At 73.8% G+C, this 21994-nt stretch carries 19 protein-coding genes and 1 pseudogene; 11 read left to right on the top strand and 9 right to left on the bottom strand.

The window, feature by feature from the left end; all coding sequences use genetic code 11:
• The 3 genes and pseudogenes from VIG76_RS11045 to VIG76_RS11035 all read left to right on the top strand — a co-directional run.
• Nucleotides 1–167, top strand: a pseudogene (locus tag VIG76_RS11045) (hemin transporter); the annotation flags it as partial.
• Entirely contained in the window at nucleotides 167–1360 is a 1194-nt protein-coding gene (locus VIG76_RS11040; RefSeq protein ID WP_331954056.1) for a globin domain-containing protein, read from the top strand. The pseudogene VIG76_RS11045 and the gene VIG76_RS11040, both read left to right, overlap by 1 nt.
• A gap of 25 nt (nucleotides 1361–1385) precedes the next feature.
• Nucleotides 1386–2093, top strand: a complete 708-nt coding sequence (locus tag VIG76_RS11035) for a DivIVA domain-containing protein (RefSeq protein ID WP_331954054.1) — start codon at nucleotides 1386–1388, stop codon at nucleotides 2091–2093.
• A 12-nt stretch (nucleotides 2094–2105) separates the two neighbouring features.
• Here the strand turns inward: VIG76_RS11035 and VIG76_RS11030 are convergent, their stop codons facing one another.
• Nucleotides 2106–3614 (bottom strand): DUF2254 family protein, encoded by a 1509-nt coding sequence (locus VIG76_RS11030; RefSeq protein ID WP_331954052.1) that lies wholly within the window; start codon nucleotides 3612–3614, stop codon nucleotides 2106–2108.
• Between the two features lie 145 nt (nucleotides 3615–3759).
• Here VIG76_RS11030 and VIG76_RS11025 point away from each other — a divergent pair, with 145 nt between their 5' ends.
• Both VIG76_RS11025 and VIG76_RS11020 read left to right on the top strand, forming a co-directional pair.
• A complete protein-coding gene (locus tag VIG76_RS11025) occupies nucleotides 3760–4431 on the top strand; it encodes a Type 1 glutamine amidotransferase-like domain-containing protein (protein WP_331954050.1) in 672 nt (223 codons plus the stop codon).
• A 308-nt stretch (nucleotides 4432–4739) separates the two neighbouring features.
• Complete coding sequence (locus tag VIG76_RS11020; protein ID WP_331954048.1) at nucleotides 4740–5921, top strand: hypothetical protein; 1182 nt, start codon at nucleotides 4740–4742, stop codon at nucleotides 5919–5921.
• A 409-nt stretch (nucleotides 5922–6330) separates the two neighbouring features.
• Here the strand turns inward: VIG76_RS11020 and VIG76_RS11015 are convergent, their stop codons facing one another.
• Nucleotides 6331–6543: a helix-turn-helix domain-containing protein gene (locus VIG76_RS11015; protein WP_331954046.1), complete on the bottom strand. Its 213-nt coding sequence runs from the start codon at nucleotides 6541–6543 to the stop codon at nucleotides 6331–6333.
• Nucleotides 6544–7227, bottom strand: coding sequence for a hypothetical protein (locus VIG76_RS11010; protein WP_331954044.1), 684 nt, complete (start codon nucleotides 7225–7227; stop codon nucleotides 6544–6546).
• Nucleotides 7228–7303: 76 nt separating this feature from the next.
• Between VIG76_RS11010 and VIG76_RS11005 the strand changes: the two genes are divergently transcribed.
• Both VIG76_RS11005 and VIG76_RS11000 read left to right on the top strand, forming a co-directional pair.
• A complete protein-coding gene (locus VIG76_RS11005) occupies nucleotides 7304–7624 on the top strand; it encodes a hypothetical protein (protein ID WP_331954042.1) in 321 nt (106 codons plus the stop codon).
• Nucleotides 7621–8046 carry a hypothetical protein gene (locus tag VIG76_RS11000; protein ID WP_331954040.1) on the top strand — a complete coding sequence of 142 codons (426 nt, stop codon included), beginning with the start codon at nucleotides 7621–7623 and terminating at the stop codon, nucleotides 8044–8046. Before VIG76_RS11005 ends, VIG76_RS11000 begins: the two co-directional genes overlap by 4 nt.
• Here VIG76_RS11000 and VIG76_RS10995 read toward each other — a convergent pair.
• Nucleotides 8043–9050, bottom strand: a complete 1008-nt coding sequence (locus VIG76_RS10995) for a nucleotidyltransferase domain-containing protein (protein WP_331954038.1) — start codon at nucleotides 9048–9050, stop codon at nucleotides 8043–8045. The two genes, VIG76_RS11000 and VIG76_RS10995, sit on opposite strands and share 4 nt — an antisense overlap.
• A gap of 93 nt (nucleotides 9051–9143) precedes the next feature.
• On the opposite strand from VIG76_RS10995, the gene VIG76_RS10990 reads away from it, so the two are divergent.
• The 4 genes from VIG76_RS10990 (at nucleotide 9144) to VIG76_RS10975 (ending at nucleotide 13507) form a co-directional block, all read left to right on the top strand.
• Entirely contained in the window at nucleotides 9144–10376 is a 1233-nt protein-coding gene (locus tag VIG76_RS10990; protein ID WP_331954036.1) for a GAF domain-containing protein, read from the top strand.
• A 346-nt stretch (nucleotides 10377–10722) separates the two neighbouring features.
• Entirely contained in the window at nucleotides 10723–11187 is a 465-nt protein-coding gene (locus VIG76_RS10985; protein ID WP_331954034.1) for a hypothetical protein, read from the top strand.
• Nucleotides 11184–11837, top strand: a complete 654-nt coding sequence (locus VIG76_RS10980; protein WP_331954032.1) for a gluconate 2-dehydrogenase subunit 3 family protein — start codon at nucleotides 11184–11186, stop codon at nucleotides 11835–11837. Before VIG76_RS10985 ends, VIG76_RS10980 begins: the two co-directional genes overlap by 4 nt.
• Nucleotides 11834–13507, top strand: a complete 1674-nt coding sequence (locus VIG76_RS10975; RefSeq protein WP_331954030.1) for a GMC family oxidoreductase — start codon at nucleotides 11834–11836, stop codon at nucleotides 13505–13507. The genes VIG76_RS10980 and VIG76_RS10975 overlap by 4 nt, the downstream gene beginning before the upstream one ends.
• A gap of 16 nt (nucleotides 13508–13523) precedes the next feature.
• On the opposite strand, the gene VIG76_RS10970 is transcribed toward VIG76_RS10975, so the two are convergent.
• The 5 genes from VIG76_RS10970 to VIG76_RS10950 form a co-directional block, all read right to left on the bottom strand.
• Nucleotides 13524–14966, bottom strand: coding sequence for a DEAD/DEAH box helicase (locus tag VIG76_RS10970; protein ID WP_331954028.1), 1443 nt, complete (start codon nucleotides 14964–14966; stop codon nucleotides 13524–13526).
• Nucleotides 14967–15239: 273 nt separating this feature from the next.
• Nucleotides 15240–15971 carry an SGNH/GDSL hydrolase family protein gene (locus VIG76_RS10965; RefSeq protein ID WP_331954026.1) on the bottom strand — a complete coding sequence of 244 codons (732 nt, stop codon included), beginning with the start codon at nucleotides 15969–15971 and terminating at the stop codon, nucleotides 15240–15242.
• Nucleotides 15968–16444: a Cys-tRNA(Pro) deacylase gene (gene ybaK, locus VIG76_RS10960; RefSeq protein ID WP_331954024.1), complete on the bottom strand. Its 477-nt coding sequence runs from the start codon at nucleotides 16442–16444 to the stop codon at nucleotides 15968–15970. The genes VIG76_RS10965 and ybaK overlap by 4 nt, the downstream gene beginning before the upstream one ends.
• A 41-nt stretch (nucleotides 16445–16485) precedes the next feature.
• Nucleotides 16486–17280, bottom strand: coding sequence for a DNA-formamidopyrimidine glycosylase family protein (locus tag VIG76_RS10955; protein ID WP_331954022.1), 795 nt, complete (start codon nucleotides 17278–17280; stop codon nucleotides 16486–16488).
• An 11-nt stretch (nucleotides 17281–17291) separates the two neighbouring features.
• Nucleotides 17292–21947, bottom strand: coding sequence for an ATP-dependent helicase (locus VIG76_RS10950; protein ID WP_331954020.1), 4656 nt, complete (start codon nucleotides 21945–21947; stop codon nucleotides 17292–17294).
• Between the last annotated feature and the right edge of the window lie 47 nt (nucleotides 21948–21994).

Below are 21994 nucleotides of genomic sequence, written 5' to 3'. Positions count from 1 at the left end.
TGGACCTCCGTGGGCGCGACCTCCCCGACGACGCCCAGTACTACCTGTGCGGTCCGCTGCCTTTCATGCAGTCCGTGCGCTCCGCCCTCATCGAGCGCGGCGTGCCGGCACGGGACATCCAGTACGAGGTGTTCGGCCCCGACCTCTGGCTCGCCGACTTCGCCTGATGGACACCGCTGCACTGAAGCACACCTGGTCGCTGGCGCAGAGCCTCGGCGACGAGGTGCCGCTCTTCTTCTACTCCCACCTGTTCCTGAGGCACCCAGAGCTCCGGGCGATGTTCCCGATCTCGATGGCCACCCAGCGGGATCGGCTCGTGGGTGCGCTCGGCCGGATCGTGTCCAACGTCGACGAGCTCGACGAGGTGACCGACTTCATCCAGCAGCTCGGCCGCGACCACCGGCGGTTCGAGGTGATCGCGGCGCATTACAACCACGTGGGCGCCTCCCTCCTCGCCACCCTCAAGCACTTCCTCGGCGAGCTGTGGACGCCGGAGCTCGCGTCGGACTGGGCCGAGGCCTACGGGGTCATCGCGACGGTCATGGTCCAGGCGGCCGAGGCCTCCGAGGATTCGAGTCCGCCGTCGTGGCCCGCCGAGGTGACCTCGGTCGAGCGACGCGGCCTCGACATCTCCGTCATCGAGGTCCGCCCCCAGCCCGATCTGCCGTACCAGCCGGGGCAGTCCGTGGCGGTGGAGATCCCGGCCCGCCCGCGCCTCTGGCGCTATCTCAGCCCGGCGAACGCGCCACGTCGCGACGGCAGCATCCAGTTCCACGTGCAGATGGTTCCCGGCGGCCAGGTCAGCAGCACGATGGTCCGCTCCCTCCAGATCGGCGAGACGGTCCGTCTCGGCGCGGCCGTGGGTCAGGAGCTGACCCTGGACGAGGCCGAGCGCCACCGGGATCTGCTCATGGTCGCCGGCGGCACCGGCCTCGCTCCGCTGCGAGCCCACCTGGAGCGCATCGACCAGGAGTGGCAGTCGACCGGGCAGGCTCCCCGGGTGCAGCTGTTCCACGGGGCGCGGCTGCCGTGGAGCCTCTACGAGAACCGGCTGCTCCAGAACCTGGCCACCCGCCCCTGGTTCACCTACACGCCCGTGGTCTCGGACGACCCCAGCTATCCGGGCCGGAAAGGCCTGGTCGGCGACGCCGCGGCCGACAGCGGCGCCGTGCAGGGACGCCTCGCCCTGGTGTGCGGATCGCCCCAGATGGTGCGGCACACCGTGTCCCGTCTCCGCGCCGCAGGGATCCCGCAGACGGACGTCCGCTTCGAGCAGTTCGCGACACTCGACGAGGACAGCCACGCCGGGCACCACCACGAACACGATCCGCAGCCGGCCGGGCTGCCGCATGGCGATTAGCGCACGACCAGTAGGGGGACCACGCATGATGCAGAACGACACCGAGCTCGACAGCCCCGCTCCTACGACCGACACGGGCCCCGAGGCCGACCTCGTCGTCGCCGTGGGTCATCTGCCGGACGCCCACGCCGCCGAGTTCACCATGAAGCACCGGGACGGCTCATACGACCGCCTGGAGGTCGACCGCTTCATGGGTCAGCTCTCCCAGGCCGTCGCCGAGGTCCGGGCCGCCACCACGAGCACGCGACAGGAGCTCGCGACGCTGCGGGCCGAGAACGCGAGGCTGCGCGGCGGGTCGGGCACCGACTTCGAGGAGGAGACCACGGCCGGGGCGGTGGCGCTGCTCACCCAGGCGCAGCTGATCGCCGACAAGGCGATCTCCGACGCCGAGCAGTACGCGCGCGACCTGGTGCTCACCGCTCGGAACCAGTACCGGGAGATCCTCGAACGTGCCGAGACGAGCGCCAGCCAGGCGAGTGCCGCGGTCGGCGCGCAGCAGCATTCAGGCGTGACCGTCCCGGAGATCGAGTACGTCCGCACCTACGCCCATGTGGCGCAGATCCAGCTCCGCTCGGTCCTCGACGCGCTCACGGAGCAGGTCGACCGCCTCGGCACCCTGCCCCACCCCGAGCAGGAGCTCCAGCCCGTGACCCGGGCTGACGCCGAGGAGGGGCCGACGGGCGAGCCGGACTGGGCGCCCTCGACCTCCGAGACGGCCATCCAGCGGGCCTGACCGGCTTCGAGGTCAGCGACCGTCGCCGCTGTCCGCCGGATGCCCGGCGGCCGGGTCGTCGGACGCCTTCGGCACGAGCCGTTCCTGGGCCACCTCGAGCAGGTGGCCCGCCTCCTCGACGCGGTCCGCGCGGAGCCCGGCGTCCTTCAGGGCCGCCACCAGGTCGGCGATCGCGCGAGCGAGCACCGGGGGCTGCGCATGCTGGATCACGGCGGGCAGGCACGAGTCCAGCGCCGCGCAGAACGTGGTCCGGTCCTCGTCGCCACGCAGCCGCGGCGCGAGCCCGGCGAAGGCGCCCAGCAGCTCGGCGCACGTCTGCGGCTGCCGCGACTCCGCGGTGCCGATGACGAGCACGGCGAGCGCCCCGAAGACCCGGTCCATGGCGCCGTCGAGGTAGACGACGGGCAGCGTCGGCTGTCGCTCGGCGCGGTCCGACCGGTCCCGCTCGCCCGCCAGCAGCCAGCGGCCGGCGATGTCACGGAGGGCACGCACCGCGATCGCGGCCGTGTTCGGGCTCTGCGAGGCGCTCGTGGCCGTCGCCCACGCGATGTTCTCCAGCTGGTCGATGGCATAGTCGGATTCGATCCGCACGTTGCGCACGTCGTCCAGCGAGAAGGCCGCGACGGCCTCGTCGTCGAACCGGTCGTCGTCCTCGTCCCCTCCGGCGAGCTGCGCGACGGGATCCCCGTAGGCGACGTAGTCGCCGAGGCACGCGACGACCGTCACCTCGGCATCCGGGCCGATCCTCCGCGCGAGTGCGGCGAGGCGGTCGATGTCGAGGTCGACGACGTATCCGCTGTCCTGGGCTCTGACCACCCGGCCCGGCACGTCGGGCCGCTCCGAGGCGGGGCGCGTCAGCCCGACGAGAGTGAGCTCCCGCTCCCGCGCCTTCAGTGCCAGATCCTGGATGGACCGCACCACGGTCTGCGGGCGCATCTGGTCGATGGTCGCGTGGATGAGCATCAGCAGCGCGACCAGGGCGGCGAGCGCGAGCAGCAGCGTCATCACCGCGGCGTAGATCGGGGCCGGGTTCGTCCGCGCGAGGCCGAGTGCCACGAACACGAAGGCCGTGTCGCCGACGAAGAAGCCGAAGTACGCCTGGTTCGCGACGCGGCGGAGGAACTGGTCGAAGATCACGGCCGTCAACGAGCTCGCCGTCTGCTGCACGGCGACGAGCAGCACGGAGAACGTGATCGACGTGACCGTCAGCAGGCTGGTCGCGACCGCGGTGAGCACGCCGTTCGCCGCCTCGCCGGGCACGATCTGCCCGGCGAGGTGCCGCAGCACCCCCGAGCCGGCGCCCACCCGGTCGAGTATCGAGATCCCGACCGCTGCGCAGACGGCCGCCGCGGTCATCGCGAACGGCAGGCGCAGGAACTCGGCGAGCCCGCGCCGCATCGGCCCCCGGGCGTGCAGCGCGCCGGCGTCCGCCAGGGGATCCCGGGCGGCGCGGCGGACCGCCGGCCGCCCCATGCGGTGATCGGCGTCCTTCACCCGCATCGCCCCGGACCCGCTCGTCATCCCTCCACTGTGACGCGTCCCCACTGGAAGGTTGCCCATGGCCAAGGGTCCTCCGCGCGGAACGCACGGCGGGGACACCGCGGTCATGTCATGGCGGCTGCCTACGGTGGTCCCAGGGCATGCACCGTCCGGAAGGAAACGATCGATGAAGCTCCTCCTCACCTCCGCCGGCGTCAGGAACCCGACCATCCGGAACGCCCTCGTCGAGCTCCTCGGCAAGCCGATCGCCGACTCGACCGCGCTGTGCATCCCCACCGCCATGTACGGGCACCCCGGTGCGGGTCTCGAGAACGCTTGGGAGTTCGTCGCCGGCCGGTCGGAGCAGCCGATGGTCGAGCTGGGTTGGCGGAGCGTCGGGCTGCTCGAGCTGGCGGCGCTCCCGAGCCTGCCCTCGGAGCAGTGGATACCGCTGGTGCGGCGAGCCGACGTGCTCCTCGTCAGTGGTGGCGACGCGCTCTACCTGGCCCACTGGGTCCGGGAGTCCGGGCTGATCGACCTGCTGCCCGCGCTCGAGGAGACCGTCTGGCTCGGGATGAGCGCCGGCAGCATGGTCATGGCGCCGAGCGTCGGCGACGACTTCATCCAGTGGCGTCCGCCGGGCGCGGAGGACCGGGCCCTGGGCCTCGTCGACTTCGCCATCTGCCCGCACGTCGTCCAGAGCCCCGACCAGCCGGGGAACTCGCTCGAGGAAGCGGCCCAGTGGGCGGCGACAATGCCCTGCCCGACCTACGCGATCGACGACGAGACCGCCATCCGGGTCGTCGACGGGCGCGTGGACGTCGTCTCCGAGGGGTACTGGCAGCGCTCCTCGGCGTGAGGCCGAGGGCACGAGGTGCCCGCCGCATCCCCGTCCGTCCGGTGGACTCGCGCCGCCACGGCGGCGGTTGACACGCCCCTCGGGGGTTTCGCCGCGTTTCGTCAGGTGCTTCTGAGGGAGAGGCATCGATCCGCGAGCGCAAGGGCCTCGTCCGGGGCCTTCTGCTCGCCCCGACCCGCACCCGGGGCTCGTCCGGGGCTGCCCGCCCAGAGCGGTGGCGGATTCGTGTCATAACGTCCCCGCGATCCGGTCGGGGCGGTTCGGGAGCCTCGGCCGGGGCGGATCGAGCACGAGCGAGGGGACCAGGCGTGAGCGACAGCGCGGGACGGCACCGCGGTACGGGGTCGGCGGAGCAGAACATCACCCCCATCCGGAGCGGGGCGCGGCATCGTGCCGAGCCGGTGGCCATCGCGCCGACGGCCCCGTCGGGCCGGCACGCCTTCCGGGGCGACTCTCCCGCAGGGAGCGGTGTGGCCATCCTCACCTCGGGCGCGGTCGCGCTCTGCGGCATCGCGTTGCTCGCCTCCCCGCTGCTGCATGGGTCGGGACCGGGAGGCATCGGCGGTGCCTCCGCAGCCTTCGCCGGCCTGCCCGACTTCAGCGTGAGCTCGGTGCCGGGCCCGTCGGCCGTACCCGCGGCGTTCGTGCACCCGGTCGCCGCCACCCACCGCTCGAGCTCCGGGGCTCCGCGGGGCGCGGGTGGCGCAGCGTCGTCGTCATCGGCAGGGGCATCCGCGGCTCGCGCCGCCGGTGCCGGGGCGGGTGCTTCGGTCGCGGGGCGCAGGACGGCCCCGAATGGTGCGACCTCCTCCCTGCAGCGGCTCCCGGCGCCTGCCCTCGCGCCCGGCTCCACGAGGAAGGTGCTCTCCGGGGGAGCCCGCACGCTCTCAGCAGGGGCGCCGACCGGCTCGACGGCCTCCGGTGCGACCTCGACCGCCGGAGCGGCGGCGGCCACGGCCGGCGTCGCCGGTGCGGCCGCGGCGGCGCCGGTCCACAGCCTTCCCGGAAGCGCGGCCTCGGTCGTCCATACCGCGACCGGCGCGACCGCCGTTCCCGCTCCCGCGCCGGCGCGCTCGACGGTCGTGCAGGCCGAGCACATCGCGAAGCAGGCGGCATCCGCTGCCGCATCGTCCGCTCCGGTGGCGCCGAAGGTCGTGAGCCACCCGGTCGGCAAGGCGGTCGCTGCCGCCGCATCGTCCGCTTCGGCAGCGGCGAAGGTCGCGACCCATGTCGTGAGCACGGCGGCCCGGGCCGTCGCTTCAGCCGAGGCGGCCGCACCCAAGGCCCCGGCGGTGGCGAAGGCCGTCACGCGTGCTGCTTCGGCGGCATCCGCCCCGTCCGTTCCCGCGGCATCGAGCACGGGGGCGGTGACGGCGACGGTGAGGGCCGCCGCCCCCTCGTCGCCGGCTCCGGTCGCGACGGCGGCGGCAGCCGTTCGCGCAGCCGCAGCATCGCCGGTTCCCTCGTCCGCTCCGGTACCCCTGCCCTAGCGCCCCCGTCCGGCGATCGCTCGGCGACCTCACCCGCTCCCTCGTACCCCGACGGTCCTCAGAAGTGCCGACTTGTTGCAGCGCTGGAAGGCGCGGATGATCAGGGGTGACGTCCACGGTCGCGATCTCGCGCCGCGGACGGCACCGGTCGGACGTTCGGGTCGTCCTCCTGGTGTCGAGTGGTCGCGGGGCCGGTCTGGGGAGGCCGGCCCCCACCCATCCCGAGCGGATCGTCCCCACCCACCCAGCGAGGAACCCATGCAGCTCCGAGAGATCTCCGCCGCCGAGTACCGGCGCTGGCTCATGAGCCCTGGATCCACCGGTGACGTGACGTCGATGGGCTCGGAGTCGCTGGACGGACCGCGACAGGAGCGTTGAGCGACGCGTCGGAGGCACCCGTCGTGATTCCTCAGCCGCGCCGCACCAGCAGGTCGCCCACCTCGCACTCGAGCACGGCGCAGATCTGCTCGAGCGTCGAGAACCGGATGGCTCTCGCGCGGTCGTTCTTGAGGACCGAGAGGTTCACGACGGTCACGCCGACGAGCTCGCTCAACCGGACGAGCGTCATGCCGCGTTCCGCGAGCAGCTCGTCGAGGCGGCAGTGGATGCGGCCCTCGTCCACCTAGACGAGCCCATCGACGTCCTGCTGCAGCGCGAGTCCGCGCCGCAGCACGAGTGCGATCGCGACCAGGCCGGCAGCGGCGAACAGGGGTGTGAACTCGAACGTGAAGCCGTCGGTCCGGAAGAGGTTGCTGCTCGCGCTGTGCGGCGCCGCCCAGGTGAAGCCGCTCATCCCCAGCGCGACGACGCCTTGGAGGATCTGCGCGACGGAGCTCCCGATCGCGAGCGCCGCGGCCGCCAGGATCACCGGCCGCGAGGTGCCCGTCCCGAAGCCCGCACCGCCGAGGAGCCGGCTGATCGCGATGGCGAGGAGCGCGGTGACGATCAGCGCGGTGATCGTCCAGAGCACCGGCGTGAGGCCGAGGAGGATCCGTTCGGCCGCCGGCACGGCGTCGAGCGTGGTCGAGACCTGCGTCGCAGTGACCGGGGTGCCGTCACGGACGAAGGGCGCTCCGCCGTAGTCGTTGCGCATCCCGTTGGTGGGCAGCACGTAGGAGGTCGCCTCGGTGAACGGGATCCGCGCCCCGGGCTGCGCCCACTCGATCAGCTGGATCACCTGCACCACGAGCGTGATCACCGCGACGAGGCCGTACAGCGACGCGCCGACGAGCAGGACGACGAGCGACCACGCGAAGCGCTCAGGGACGGCGCGCGACCGGGCGATGGGGCGGGCGACGTCGCTCATGTCGCGACCGTATCGATTCTCGACAGCGTCGTCGATCGATATGCCGCCGGCGAGTGCCGAGGCCTAGGGTCTCGCCATGGTCGTCAGCCGCGAGATCCGGTTCTTCCCCGACTGGGGGCACCGCTGGCCGCTGTGGGGCAGCCTGCTGCACGACGAGATCACGCTCTCCCCGGCCGACCTCTCCCTCTCCGCGGAGCTGACCGCCGACCTCCGCGCCTGGTACGACTTCTGGGACGAGCACCTCGACCCGGATCCGCTGCCCCCGCGGGTGCCGGGATGGGACGCGGACCGGAACCGGCGCACCTGGCTGCTCGCGGGGGAGGAGCTGGCGCGACGCCTCGCCATCGAGCTCGGCGACGACCACACGAGCGTCGCCTCGTTCCAGTCCTACGGTTGAGCCCCGAGCCGAGCGGAAGGGGGACGACGGTGCATCCGGCGCTGCGGAACGCGCTCGACGTGGTCCTGGCCGATCTCGATGCGACGGGGGTCACGCGGCCCGTCGTCCGCGAGCTCGACTGGTCGGACGTCCCTGATCAGCACACGGCGATGCTCGCGTCGCTCGACGGATCCGCGATGGGCGTGAGCGTGACGACCTCCGATCCCGAGGCCGCCCGGATCGCGGATGCCGCCGACCGGGTGCAGGAGTGGGTCATCGAGGAGCACTGGCGCTCCGGAGCGCCGACCGACTGGCCGCCGTGTCCCCGGCACCCCGCGACGCATCCGCTCGCGGCCTCCGCCGACGACCGGGTCGCCCGGTGGGTCTGCCCGCTCGACGGGGGACCGGTCGCGGTCGTCGGCCGGCTGGCGCAGGTCCGCTAGGCGATCAGGGCGCGCAGCCGCTCGATGTCGGCACGGTGCTGCTCGGGCAGCTCGTAGCCCGTATGCATCACGAGCTGGGCCTCGGGGGTGGCGCAGCGGACCGGCGTCCCTTCGATCGTGCCGATTCCCTCGAGCGCGTCCCGGGGGAGCGAGACGTGACTCGCGGACAGCGGTACCGGGCCGTCCGGCCCGAGGCGGACGACGTGCACGTCCAGCTCGCCCCGCGGTCCGTCGGCGACGAAGGCGGACGGCAGGTGGTGGTCGCCGATCCAGCGGTTCTCCGACCACACGAACCGGACCGTCATGCCGATCTCGGGGAGCGCGGTCAGCAGCGCGGGCAGCTCGGCCACGTCGACGAACACGTCGAGGTCGTGGTGGACCCGGGAGGGGTGACCGAGGAGGGCGTCCACGCCCCATCCGCCGATCACCCAGGGCTGCACGCCGCGCTCGGTGAGGTCCCGCAGGAGCGCGACGACGGCGTCGCGAGGCATCGAGGACGGCACGTCGGGCGGATCGGTCGCGGCGAGGTCGAGGAGCGCGAGCGGCGCGGCCGTGCCCGCGCGCCCCTCGGTGCCGAGCTCGACCAGCGCGATCGTGCGGAAGGTGGGCCGCTCGCCGCGCTGCGCCCGAGCCCCCGGCGTCACGGTGACGTGCGGCCGGTAGCCGTCGCGGTGGTGCTCCGGCACGACCGGCACGGCGCCGGCGTGCTGCTGCAACGCGTCGAGCACCGCCTCGTGCGCCGGGCGGAGGTCGTCGACGCCCGCGAGGTCGACGAGGGTGCTCCCGTCCGGATCGAACCATGCCTCGTGACTTATGATGGTCGCGAGCGCCGGGAGCCCGCGCGCGGCCTCGCGCACGGCGCCGACGAGCGTGTCGAGGTCGGCGTTCGATCGCACGTTCGGCACGAGCGTGAGGTGCAGCGGCCAGGCGCGCCGGTCGATCCAGCGACCGACCTGGAGCGGCGCGAGCGGCAGGACGACGCAGTACTCGGGGGATCCGGCCACGCCAGCAGGCTGCCACAGGGTGGACAGACGGGCCGGTCGACCCCCTCGAAGTCGGGGGAGAGGGGGAGGCGGTCGCCTGCCTACCCTGATCACGTGGGGCTCCTGACACCGGTGGTGCGCACCGGCATGCGGCTCTGGTACGCCAAGACCAACGCGGACCGGATGAGCGCACCCACGCCCCGGGACCGGCCCGTCTACGAGACCGGCGATCCCGCCGCTCGCCGCGTGCTCCTGCTCGGCAACGGCCCGACCCACGGATGGGGCGTCGTCTCCCACCAGCTCGCCCTCACCGGCCACCTCGGGCGCGCGCTCTCCGCGCAGACGGGCGACGCCTGGGACGTCGACTACGTCGGCGACGAGCTCATGAACGTGGCGACCGCCCTGAACTGGCTCGGCCGGCGCGCCCTGTCGCCCTACGACCTGATCGTGCTGGTGCTCAGCATGAACGACGCCGTCCGGCTCACGCCGCTGCCGGCATGGGGGCGCTCGATGTCCGCGCTGCTCGACCATCTCGACTCCGGCCGGGCGCCGGGCGCCGGCATCCTCATCGCCGGCGTGCAGCCCATCGCATCCGTTCCGGGGTTCGGTGGCCTCGCCGGCATGATCGGCCAGCGGCACGCCGACCGCCTCAACGCCACGACGCGGGGCCTGCTCGAATCCGTCGACGCCGCCGCGTTCACCGACCTCGGTGCACCGCGCACGGAGATCGGCCGCCCCGCCGGGTCCTCCCTGACCTACTCGACGTGGGCCGAGCGGCTCGCCGGGCACGCGGTGCCGCTCCTCGCGGGGGCGCATGCCGGCACCAGCGGCACCCCTCAGGCGGCGCTCGTGCCGCGCTGGGCCGGCGCCGCGCCCCTGCTCGCCATGCAGGCCGGCGCGCGGACGGCGGAGCTCAAGCGGCTCGAGGAGGAGGCGAAGCGCCGGTTCGGCGTGCCGCTCGCGCTCGTCACGCTGCTCGAGGGCGACCGCCAGTACTTCCCGACCGGCAGCGGGCCGGTTCCGGCATCCGTGCCACGGGAGCTCACGTTCTGCGACGTCACGGCCGCCCAGTCGGAGCCCCTCGTGGTGCCGAACGCCCGCAAGGATCCGCGGTTCGCCGGCAGCGCCTACATCGACGTCGCCCACACGCCGTTCTACGCCGGTGCCGCGCTCCGGTCCCGCGAGGGCGACGTGATCGGCACCTTCTGCCTCATGGGAGCGTTTCCGCGCAAGGCCGATCGGGTGGACGTCACGGAGCTCGAGCGGCTCGCCGGTGAGGCCGAACGCATCCTGTGGCGCGTCGAGGACGACGTCCGGGCAGCAGCACCCGCAGCCGTCGCGGAGTAGGTGACCGGCCCGGCGCGTTGTCAGGTGGTCGCCGTGCTCCGTGCCGGGCACGGTCGCCGGGGTCGCCTCGCGGTCCTCCGCCCACTGCCGGATGACGTCGTGATGGGTCGTCACGAGGGCTGCGGCCCGGCCCCTCGGGGTCCTCGTCGGGTGACGTGACCTCCTGCGAGTGCTGCAGCGACTTCGGCGTCTCGGGGCCGGTGCGGATGTGGCCGCCGTCGGGTCCCGCATCCTCGCCTGAGGGCTGCCCGCGCAGCTCGGTCCCGCTCGCGTCGGGGCCTCCGGCGTTCTCGCAGCGATCTCGGATCGTTGCTGGGGTACAACGGAATCGAGGTCAGGAGGACGCATGGCTCGAGGACGAGCGAGACCGGTGCGCCGGGCGACGGCGCTTGCGGTGCGGGAGATCGTCGATGTGCGGCACGGCAGGTTCGAGCGGATGCTGTCGGGGCTCACCGCGGTCGGGGCGGTGGTGACGACGGTCGAGATCTTCTTCGAGCACGACAAGGCGAGCTTCGGCCGGCGGTGGATGTGGGCGCCCATCGTGGTGGGGCCGATCGGCGCCGCCGCGGGCGTGGCGGGCTGGGCCAGTCACCGGATGGCGAAGACCGTGCTGCCGGTGGCGTCCGCGGTCATCGTCGCGAACGGACTGCAGGGCACGCTGCTGCACGCCCAGGGCATCGGCAACAAGCCGGGCGGCTGGAAGGAGTTCCGCTACAACATGGAGATGGGGCCGCCCCTGCTGGCCCCGCTCCTCGTCACCCTGGTCGGCGGCATGGGGCTGCTCGCCGCGGTCCTGCGGCGAGAGCCATGAACGGCGGCGGCCGCGTCCCTCCAGGCGAGCGCACGACGCGGTTCCCCGGCTTCGACGTGCTCGCGGAGCAGGACCACTGGGACGACGCGACGCGATCGACCGTGCTCTCGCGGGTGCACTCGGCGGCGCCCATCCGCTTCTTCACCCCGGGGGAGGAGGCGGTCGCGACCTGTCTGCTCGACCGGCTGATGGGGCAGGACGACGACCTCGATCCGCACCGGATCCAGCTGGTGCGGATGGTCGACGCCCGCCTGGCGGAGCGCGAGACGGACGGCTGGCACTACGACACCATGCCGCAGGACGACCAGGCCTGGCGGGACACCCTGGCCGGCATCGACGAGGACGCGCAGCAGCGGTACGGACGCGGGTTCGCCGACTGCTCGCTGGGGGAGCAGCGCGAGCTGCTGGCCGCGGTGCACGCCTGGGAGGGCGAGCGCTGGCACGGCATGCCGCCGAAGCAGGTCTGGAGCCTGTGGACCCGGTACGCCGCGACCGCGTTCTACTCCCACCCCGAGGCCTGGAACGAGATCGGGTTCCCCGGGCCCGCCTATCCCCGCGGCTACAAGAACCGCGGGGTCGACAAGCGCGAGCCCTTCGAGGTGCGTGACGCGCGGCCGTCGGACGATCCGGTGGCGGAGAGGCACGGATGACGCTCGCGGTACGGGCACGGAACGAGTCCGCATGGCTGCTCACGCCGAGGGGTGGGATCGACGAAGGGCTGCGGGAGCGGATGCGGCGCTTCCACGACGAGGACGAGGTGGACCTCGTGATCGTCGGCGCGGGCGCCGGCGGCAGCACCCTCGCGCAGCGACTCGCTCGCGGCGGGTGGCGCATCGTGGTGCTCGACGCCGGCCCCTTCTGGAACCCCGAGCAGGACTGGGTGAGCGACGAGGCGGGCTCCCACCAGCTGTACTGGACGGAGCCGCGCCAGATCGGCGGCGCGGACCCCGTGCCGCTCGGGTCGAACAACTCGGGCCGGGGCGTCGGCGGATCGATGGTGCACTACGCCGGCTACACCCCGCGGTTCCACCCGAGCGACTTCCGCACGGCGACGAACGACGGCGTCGGCGCCGACTGGCCGTTCGCGTACGAGGATCTCCGGCCGTACTACGAGCAGATGGAGGCCGAGCTGCCGGTGTCGGGGCAGCACTGGCCCTGGGGCGACCCGCACGACTACCCCTACCGGCCGCATCCGGTCGGGGGCAACGGCGAGCTGTTCCTCCGCGGCGCCGAGGCGGCGGGCATCGAGGCCAGGGTCGGGCCGGTGGCGATCACCAACGGCCGGTTCGGGCACCGGCCGCACTGCATCTACCGCGGCTTCTGCCTGCAGGGCTGCAAGGTGAACGCGAAGGCCTCACCGCTCATCACGCACCTGCCCGACGCCCTCGCGCACGGGGTCGAGATCCGCGCGGACTCGATGGTGACCCGCGTGGAGGTCGACGAGCGCACCGGCCGTGCGACGGGCGTGCACTACGTGCGCGGCGGCAGGCAGCGCTTCCAGCGGGCACGGGCCGTGGCGATCGCCGGCTACTCGATCGAGACGCCGCGCCTGCTGCTCAACTCGGCCTCGAAGCGGTTCCCCGACGGGCTCTGCAACGACCACGACCTCGTCGGCCGCTACCTGATGGTGCAGGGTGCCCCGCAGACCGGCGGCCGGTTCGAGGCGGAGGTGCGGATGTACAAGGCGCCCCCGCCCGAGGTGAGCACGGAGGAGTTCTACGAGACGGATCCGTCGAAGCCGTACAAGCGGGGTTTCTCGATCCAGACGGTCTCGCCGCTGCCGATCACCTGGGCGGAGCACATCATGGCGCAGGGCCACTGGGGTGCCGAGTTCCGCAACTACATGAGCGACTACGTGCACTGGGCGTGCCTCGGCGCCCTGTGCGAGTTCCTGCCCCAGGCCGACAACCGGGTGACGCTCGCGGACGAGCAGGACCGCAACGGCATGCCGGTCGCCCACTTCGCCTACTCGCAGTGCGAGAACGACAAGCAGCTCGTGAAGGCGGCCACGACGGTGATGGAGCGGATCCTGAAGGCGGCGGGCGCCGACGAGGTCGTGACGATCGACCGGTACGCGCACCTCGTCGGAGGGGCGCGGATGGGCTCACGTCCCGAGGAGGGCGTCGTGGACGGCGACTGCCGGAGCTTCGCGGTGGAGAACCTGTTCATCACCGACGGCAGCGTGCTGCCGACGCAGGGCAGCGCGAACCCGGCGCTCACGATCATGGCCGTCGCCGCGCGCGCGGCGGACCGGCTGCTGGCCGGCCCGGATGCGGGACGGCCGGTGGCGGCGAGGACGAGCGCCCTCGCCGCCTCCTAGCCGAGGGGCGCTGCGGTCAGCGGCTCGACCAGCGCGTCTGGCTGCCGGAGGCAGCCGGACGGCCCTGGCCGCCGGCGCCGCGGCCGCCGCGCGAGGCGGGTGCGGCGTCGCGGGTCCGGCCGGAGCCCTGGCGGCCGGGCTGCCCGCCCTGGCGGCCGGGCGCGCCCTGACGGCCCTGGCCACCGGCGCGACCGCGGTCGCCGCCGCGAGCGGGTGCTGCGGCACGGTTCTGCGGCGCGCGGCGCTGCTGCTGCTGGACGGGCGCGACGGCGGGCGGCGCGACCTTCGGCGCGCGCTCGCCGACGAGGCGCTCGACGCTCGCGGACTCGGCGGTGACCGACTCCGGCGTGACGGTGATGCCGGCCTTCTTCAGCAAGGTGGCGACGTCGCGGCGCTGCTCGGGCAGCACGAGCGTCACCACTGTGCCGGCCGAACCGGCGCGGGCCGTGCGGCCCGAGCGGTGCAGGTACGCCTTGTGCTCGGTGGGCGGGTCGACGTGCACGACGAGCGCGACGTCGTCGACGTGCACGCCACGGGCGGCGACGTCGGTCGCGACCAGCACGCGGACGGATCCGTCGCTGAACGCGGCGAGGTTGCGGTCGCGCGCGCCCTGCGACAGGTTGCCCTGCAGGTCCGCGGCGGCGATGCCGGAGGCGGCGAGCTGCTTCGCGAGCTTCTTCGCGACGTGCTTGGTGCGCACGAACAGGATCCGGCGCTCGGCGCCCGAGGCGAGGGCCTCGAGGACCCGGCGCTTCGCATCCGCGCCGTCCACCTCGAACACCGCGTGGGACATGGCGTCGACGTGCGAGGTGGCGTCGTCGACGGCGTGCGTGACGGGGCGGCTGAGGAAGCGGCTCACGATCTTGTCCACGCCGTTGTCGAGCGTCGCGGAGAACAGGAGGCGCTGCCCACCGGCGGGCGTCGCGGCCATGAGGCGCGTGACCACGGGCAGGAAGCCGAGGTCGGCCATGTGGTCGGCCTCGTCGAGCACGGTGACCTCGACGGCGTCGAGGGTGAGCATCCGCTGCTTGAGGAGGTCCTCGAGGCGGCCGGGGCAGGCGACGAGGATGTCGACGCCGGCCTTCAGGGCAGCCACCTGGCGCTGCTGCGAGACGCCGCCGAAGACGGTCGTCACGGTGAGGCCGGTGGCGCCGGCGAGGGGCTCGATCACCGCGGCGATCTGCGTGGCCAGCTCCCGGGTGGGGGCGAGCACGAGGGCGAGCGGACGGCCGGAGCGGCGCGAGCCGCCGGCGAGCCGGCCCGCGAGGCGGGCGACGATGGGGAGCGCGAAGGCGAGGGTCTTCCCGCTGCCCGTGCGGCCGCGGCCGAGCACGTCGCGGCCGGCGAGGCTGTCGGGCAGCGTCGCCTCCTGGATGGGGAAGGGCGCGTCGATGCCCGTCGCCGCGAGGGCGGTGACGAGACGAGCGGGGACGCCGAGCGCGGCGAAGGACGAAGTCATGGAGAGGCTTTCCGGCGGGGCATGCCGCTGATGCGCGGCGATGCGGGAGGCGAGCGTGCCGGACGGCACGTCGTCGCGCCGACCGACGCGGGCGGAAGCCCCCGAGACGACATCCGGGTGGGATGGCGGGGCGTGGATCGCTGCTGTCGACGCACGGCGCGATGAACGCGCCGATCCCGAGTCTACCGGTACGACGCCCCCGACCCCGTGTCAGGCGAGGATCGGCCCGTTCTGGGGGCATTCCCGCGCCTCCGCGCGGGCCGCGACGGCGTGTCAGCCGGGGGTGCGGTCGAGGCGCGCGAGCACGCCGGGCAGGAACGCGTCCGCCCATCGCCGGTGGCCGCGGTCGTTCGGATGAAAGAGGTCGCCCGCGGCCCCGCGGAGCGCGTCGAGGAACCCGCCGACGCCGGTCACGGAGTAGAGCGGCGCCACCCAGAACCCGTGCTCCGCGGCGACCTCGCGGATGATGCGGTTCGCCTGGCGAGCGCGCCGCGCGACGGGCAGCACGCTGAAGCTCGGCAGCTCCGACACGAGGGTGCCGGGCGGCAGGCGATCGCAGATCCGCGTGTACTCCTCGCGGAAGCGCACCGGGTCGAACGCCCAGATGTCATTGGCGCCGATGCCGAGGGTGACGATGTCCGGCTCCAGCCCGTCGAGCCGGTGGAGCTCGTCCCGGATCACGACGCCGAGGGTCGCGCCGTCGATGGAGAGGTTACGCACGCGCACCTGGCGACCGGTGCGCTCGGCGATGGCCTCGGCGAGGATGCCGACGTAGCCGGCCTCGGGTGCGCTCGCGCCGATGCCCAGGGCGGCGGAGTCGCCGAGGGCGACGTAGAGCAGGCTGCCGGGCTGCGCCTTCCCGCGGCCCCGCCAGTGCACGTGATGGGCGGGGATGCGGTTCGTCAGCACCGTCACCCACCGCCGGCGTCGGCGCTCGAGCAGCACCGCGCCGCCGACCGCGGCCCCGATCGCGACGACCGCGACCGGCCACCCGCGCCCGCTCATCGGCCGATCGCGGCGGTGCGGCCGCCGGTCGCCGCCAGCAGATCCGCCGGGGTGAGCTCGATGTCGAAGCCGCGCCGTCCGCCGGAGACGTACACGGTCGGATGCGCGAGCGCCGATTCGTCGAGGAAGAGCGGCAGGCGGGAGCGCTGCCCGACCGGGCTGATACCGCCGACGACGTAGCCGGTGCGTCGCTCCGCGACGGCGGGGTCGGCGAGGGCGGTGCGCTTCGCCTCGGCCACATGCGCCAGCGCCTTCAGGTCGAGGGTCGTCGAGACGGGCACGACGGCCACTACGAGCCGGTCGTCCGCGGCCACGACCAGGGTCTTGAAGACCCGTGCCGGGTCGACCCCGAGCGCCGCCGCCGCCTCGAGCCCGTAGGCGCCCCCGCCCGGCTCGTGCTGGTAGGGATGGGCGGTGAACGGGATGCGCAGCCGGGTCAGCGCGACCGTGGCGGGGGTGCCGGTGCTCGCCATGCCGAGAACGGTATCCGCCGCATCCGCGTCCCTGCACGGGGTCAGTGCTGGCAGCGGGGGCACCAGTAGATGTCCCGGTCGGTGGCGCCACGGCCCTGCCGCACCGGGTCCCCGAGCGTCCCGCCCTCGATCCGGGTGCCGCACCGGCGGCAGGGCCGGCCGGCGCGCCCGTAGACCCAGTCCTGCCGGCCGTCCCGGGTGTCGCCGGTCAGCGTCCGCTTCACCCGGTTCTTGTTCGCCTCGAGGGACCGCTTCGCGAGCTCGACCATCCGCGGCAGGTCGGGCACCTCGGCCACCGGCCGGGTCGGCAGCACCCCGCGGAGGAAGCAGAGCTCGTTGCGGTACACGTTCCCGATCCCGGCGAGGTTGCGCTGGTCGAGCAGCGCAAGCCCGACCGCACGGTCGGGGGCCCGCTGCAGGCGCCGCAGGGCCTCGTCCGCATCCCAGTCCGGGCCGAGGAGGTCGGGGCCGAGGTAGCCGACGACGTCCTCCTCCTGGTCGCGGGGCAGGATCTCGAGGGTGCCGAGGGCGAAGCCGACGGCCTGCCAGCCCTCGGTCCGCAGCACGATGCGGGCCTCGAACGCCGGGCGTCGCCAGCGCGTGCCGGTGCGGTAGAGGTGCCAGGCGCCCTCCATCTTCAGGTGGGAGTGGAGAACGCTCGAATCGGTGCGGATCAGCAGGTGCTTGCCGCGGCTGGCCACGGAGTCGACGGTCTCGCCGGTGAGGTCGACGGTCGCGTAGCGGGGCACGCGCACGTCGCAGACGGTGAGGACGGCCCCCGTCAGGGCGGAGCCGAGGTTCTTCGCCGTGCGGTAGACGGTGTCGCCCTCAGGCACGGCGGCACCGATCAGCCACGGAGCCGCATCCCCTTCGGGTTCGGGCTGAAGCCCGCCTGCTCGAGCACGCCGCCGAAGGGGGTGCCGAGGGCGAAGACGCCATCGATCTTCTCGATCGTGAGCCCCGCGACGCCGCGTCCGCGGACGGTCGCGGCCAGCGCCTCGGCCGTCGCCCGCAGCGCCGCTTCGTCGTCGGTGAACAGCAGCACCGTTCGGCCGCCCCGCTCGAGGTAGGCGACGAGGGCGCCGTCGACGAGCACGACGAGCGCACCGGCCTTGCGGCCGGGCCGGTGGCCGCCCTCGGTCTCGGCCGGCGGCCAGGGGAGCGCGGCGCCGTACGGGTTCGCCGGATCCGTCGCGGCGAGGCAGACCGTGACCGGCTCGGCCGGCGGCTCGTCGGCGTCGCGGTTGAAGGAGCGGAGCCGGTCGATCGTGCCGGAGGTCGAGAACTGCGCGGCGCCGAGGTGCTCCACGAAGTAGCCACGGCGGGCGCGGCCGGCCTCCTCGAGCCCGGCGAGCGTCTTGTAGACGAGCGCGAAGCCGCCCGGCACCTGCTCCGACTGCACCGAGCCGCGGGTGACGACGCCGTAGCGGTCGAGGAGGAACTCGGCCGCCGCCGCGGCCCGGACGGTGGTGTCGTCCTCGGGCAGCGGCAGGATCGCCCACCGGCCGGCGGCGGTCGGCGGCCCCTGCCGTGCCGGCATGATCGGCCGCCCCCGACCTCGATACACCCGCGCCCGAGGGGTGCGCTGCGGCGCGCGATGGGCGCTCCCGCCGCTGCCGGTCAGGGCGCGGACCGGCGCGAAGGTGTCGTTGGTCACGAGGCCGGCCCAGACGAGGTTCCAGAGCGCCTCCTGGAGCTTGCCGTCATCCGTGGCACCGACCGTGTCGGCGAGCTGCCGGAAGAAGAAGGCGCCACCGCCGCCGAGCGCGGTGAGCACCTCGAGCTCCAGCGCCGAGTGCTCGGACTCCTCGGTGACCAGCAGCGTGAGGGGGAGCGTGTCGGCGAGGTGGAGCGCGACCCAGCCGTCGTTGCCCGCGATGCGGCCGGCTCCCGACCAGACCACCTCACCGGTCGCGGTGAGCTCGTCGAGCATCCCCGGCCGGTAGTCCCGCACACGGGCCGGCAGCACGAGGGACTCCCACGCGGATGCGGGGACGGGCACGCCGGCGAGCTGCTCGATCACCTGCGCGACCCCGTCGACGCCGCTCAGCGGTCCGCGGCCGCCGCCGGTGACGTGCTGCCACTCGGGCAGGAACCGGGCGAACGCCCCCTGATCGACCGGCTCCACCTCGCGCCGCAGGGCGGCGAGGGACCGGCGGCGGAGGCGGCGCAGCACCTCGACGTCGCACCACTCGGATCCGCTGCCGCCCGGCCGGAACTCGCCCTCGGTGACGCGGCGCTCGTCGGCCAGCCGCCGCAGCGTGTCGGTGACGACGGCGACCCCGAGGCCGAGCCGCGCCGCCGCGGTCTGCGCGGCGAAGGGCGCGTGCGTGCGGGCGTAGCGGCCGACCAGGTCGCCGAGCGGATCCGCGACGGGTTCGACGAACGCGACGGGAACGCCGATCGGCAGCGGCACCCCAAGGGCGTCGCGCAGTCGGCTCGCGTCCTCGATCGCAGCGAACCAGTCGGTGCCCGCCCACTGAGCCGGGATGGCGCGGCGGGTGTCCACCAGCTCCTGCAGCAGCGCCCCGGCGTCGGCTGGGGAGACGGCCGAGCCCTCGCCGTCGTCGAGCCGCGCGGCGACCTCGTCCACCGTGAGCGGCCCGAGCAGCCGCAGCAGGTCGGCGGCGCCCTCCACGCCCTTCAGCCGACGGTCCGGGTCGAGCCGCTGCAGCTCCTGCTCGATGCGCTCGAGCACCGCCGGATCGAGCAGCTCGCGCAGCTCCACCCGGCCGAGCAGCTCGGACAGCAGCGTCGAGTCGAGCGCGAGGGCCTGCGCCTTCCGCTCCGCGAGGGGGCTGTCCCCCTCGTACATGAACCCGCCGACGTAGCTGAACAGCAGGCTCCGCGCGAACGGTGACGCAGTCGGCGTCTCGACCTCGACGACGCGCACCGCCCGCGACTCGAGCTTCGCCGCGAGCTCCTTCAGCGCGGGAAGGTCGTAGACGTCCTGCAGCACCTCGCGGATGGACTCGAAGATGATCGGGAAGGTCGGGTACTTCTTCGCCACGTCGAGCAGCTGCGACGCGCGCTGCCGCTGCTGCCAGAGCGGGGACCGGCGGGCGGGGTTGTAGCGGGGCAGCAGCAGGGCCCGTGCGGCGCACTCGCGGAAGCGCGACGCGAAGATCGCCGACCCGGTGACCTCCGTCGTGACGATGGACTCGAGCTCGTCGGGATCGAAGGCGACGAGGTCGGCGCCCGGCGGCTCGGCATCCGTGTCGGGGATGCGCAGCACGATGCCGTCGTCGGCCGCGGTCGCGCCGCCGTCGATGCCGTAGCGCTCGGCGAGGCGGGCGTTGATGGCGAGCGCCCACGGGGCATGCACCTGCATGCCGTACGGGGAATGCAGGACGATCCGCCAGTCGCCGAGCTCGTCCCGGAACCGCTCGAGCACGAGCGTGCGGTCGCTCGGCACGCTGCCGGTGGCCTCGGCCTGCTCGCCGACGAAGCGCACGAGGTTGCGCACGGCCCGCTCGTCGAGCCCGATCCGCTCGGCGATGCCCGCCGCATCCTCCGCGCCCGCCGCGGCGAGGGTGCGCTGGAACGCGCCGACCGCGCGGCCGAGCTCGACGGGGCGGCCGAGGCCGTCGCCCCGCCAGAACGGCACGCGCCCTGGCTCACCGAACGCGGGGAGCACGTTGACGCGGTCGTGGGTGATCTCCTGGATGCGCCAGCTCGTGGCGCCGAGGCTGAAGACGTCGCCGACCCGCGACTCGTAGACCATCTCCTCGTCGAGCTCGCCGACCCTGGCCCCGCCCTTGTCGCCGCCGACGAGGAAGACGCCGAAGAGGCCGCGGTCCGGGATCGTGCCGCCGGAGGTCACCGCGAGCCGCTGCGCCCCGGGGCGGCCGGTGATCGTGCCGGCGTCGCGGTCCCAGACGATCCGCGGCCGCAGCTCCGCGAACTCGTCGGAGGGGTAGCGACCGGCGAGCAGGTCGAGCACGGCCTCGTAGGCGCTGCGGGGGAGCGCGGCGAACGGCGCGCTGCGCCGGACGACGTCGAACCACGCCTCGACGTCGATCGTGTCCAGCGCGACGGCCGCGACCGTCTGCTGGGCGAGCACGTCGAGCGGGTTCGCGGGGACCCGCAGCGACTCGATCTCGCCGCGCACCATCCGGTCGGCGGCGACGGCGGCGTGGATGAGGTCGGACTGATGGGTCGGGAAGACGACGCCGGTGCTGATCTCGCCGACCTGGTGGCCGGCGCGGCCGACCCGCTGCAGGCCGCTCGCGACCGAGGGCGGCGCGCCGACCTGCACCACGAGGTCGACGGAGCCCATGTCGATGCCGAGCTCGAGGCTGGAGGTGGCGACGACGCAGCGGAGACGCCCCGACTTCAGGTCGTCCTCGATGACCGCGCGCTGCTCCTTGCTGACGGAGCCGTGATGCGCCCGCGCGAGCAGCTCGCTCGCGCCCCGCGTCGATCCGCTCTGCGCCGGCGTCGCGACCGCGGCGGCCGTGCCGCGCGGGGCGATGGCGCCCACCATCGCGAGCTCCTCGGCGGTCTCGGTCTCCTCCGCGACCTCCCGCTGGAGCCGCTCCTCGTACTCCTCGTTGAGCCGCGCGGTGAGGCGCTCCGCGAGCCGTCGCGAGTTCGCGAACACGATCGAGGAGCGGTGCTGGAGGACGAGGTCGGTGATGGCGGACTCGACGTGGGGCCAGATCGATCCGGTGCGGGGCGGCAGCGGGTCGTCGGGGTCGAACACCGCTCCGGCGGCGGATCCCTCGCGGGGCCCGGCGTCGTCCTTGGGCCATCCGCTGCCGAGGTCGGGGTCGGACATGTCCTCGACGGGCACCACGACGGAGAGGTCGAAGGTCTTCTGCGCCTTCGGCGCCACGACGGTGACGGGGGAGCGGCCGCCGAGGAAGCGGGCCACCTCCTCGACCGGCTTCACGGTGGCGGACAGCCCGATGCGCTGCGCGGGCTTCTCGAGGAGCGCGTCGAGGCGCTCCAGCGACAGGGCGAGGTGCGAGCCGCGCTTCGTGGCGGCCACGGCGTGCACCTCGTCGACGATGACGGTGCCGACGTTCCGCAGCGTCTCGCGCGCCTGCGAGGTGAGCATGAGGAACAGCGACTCGGGCGTCGTGATGAGGATCTCGGGCGGGTCGGTCGACAAGGCCCGCCGCTCCGCCTGCGGGGTGTCGCCGGAGCGCACGCCGACACGGATCGACGGTGGGTTCGTGCCGAGCCGCTTCGCGGTCTGGGTGACGCCGACGAGCGGGCTGCGGAGGTTCCGTTCGACGTCGACGGCGAGCGCCTTCAGCGGCGAGACGTACAGCACGCGGGTGCCGGACGGCTCCGTCGGGTCGCGGTGCGCGAGCCGGTCGATCGCCCAGAGGAACGCGGCGAGGGTCTTGCCCGATCCGGTCGGCGCGACGACGAGCGCGTGCCGGCCCTGGGCGATCGCGGACCATGCCCCCGCTTGCGCCGCGGTGGGCGCGCGGAAGGCGCCGGCGAACCATTCGCGGGTCGCGGCGCCGAACTCGTCGAGCACATCGGGCATGGTCAGGGGATTCTCCCCCGCCGCGCCGACAGCGCTGCGCGGGTCAG

The sequence above is a fragment of the Amnibacterium sp. genome (assembly GCF_036559085.1).
In the GTDB taxonomy this organism is placed as follows: domain Bacteria; phylum Actinomycetota; class Actinomycetes; order Actinomycetales; family Microbacteriaceae; genus Amnibacterium.
Note: the sequence above shows the minus strand (reverse complement) of the source record. Positions and strands in the feature narration are given on the sequence as shown.

Coding starts and splice junctions, on each gene's coding strand:
- VIG76_RS11040 (WP_331954056.1), top strand. CDS start 167: ATGGACACCGCTGCACTGAAGCACACCTGGTCGCTGGCGCAGAGCCTC.
- VIG76_RS11035 (WP_331954054.1), top strand. CDS start 1,386: ATGATGCAGAACGACACCGAGCTCGACAGCCCCGCTCCTACGACCGAC.
- VIG76_RS11030 (WP_331954052.1), bottom strand. CDS start 3,614: ATGACGAGCGGGTCCGGGGCGATGCGGGTGAAGGACGCCGATCACCGC.
- VIG76_RS11025 (WP_331954050.1), top strand. CDS start 3,760: ATGAAGCTCCTCCTCACCTCCGCCGGCGTCAGGAACCCGACCATCCGG.
- VIG76_RS11010 (WP_331954044.1), bottom strand. CDS start 7,227: ATGAGCGACGTCGCCCGCCCCATCGCCCGGTCGCGCGCCGTCCCTGAG.
- VIG76_RS11005 (WP_331954042.1), top strand. CDS start 7,304: ATGGTCGTCAGCCGCGAGATCCGGTTCTTCCCCGACTGGGGGCACCGC.
- VIG76_RS10985 (WP_331954034.1), top strand. CDS start 10,723: ATGGCTCGAGGACGAGCGAGACCGGTGCGCCGGGCGACGGCGCTTGCG.
- VIG76_RS10980 (WP_331954032.1), top strand. CDS start 11,184: ATGAACGGCGGCGGCCGCGTCCCTCCAGGCGAGCGCACGACGCGGTTC.
- VIG76_RS10975 (WP_331954030.1), top strand. CDS start 11,834: ATGACGCTCGCGGTACGGGCACGGAACGAGTCCGCATGGCTGCTCACG.
- VIG76_RS10970 (WP_331954028.1), bottom strand. CDS start 14,966: ATGACTTCGTCCTTCGCCGCGCTCGGCGTCCCCGCTCGTCTCGTCACC.
- VIG76_RS10965 (WP_331954026.1), bottom strand. CDS start 15,971: ATGAGCGGGCGCGGGTGGCCGGTCGCGGTCGTCGCGATCGGGGCCGCG.
- ybaK (WP_331954024.1), bottom strand. CDS start 16,444: ATGGCGAGCACCGGCACCCCCGCCACGGTCGCGCTGACCCGGCTGCGC.
- VIG76_RS10950 (WP_331954020.1), bottom strand. CDS start 21,947: ATGCCCGATGTGCTCGACGAGTTCGGCGCCGCGACCCGCGAATGGTTC.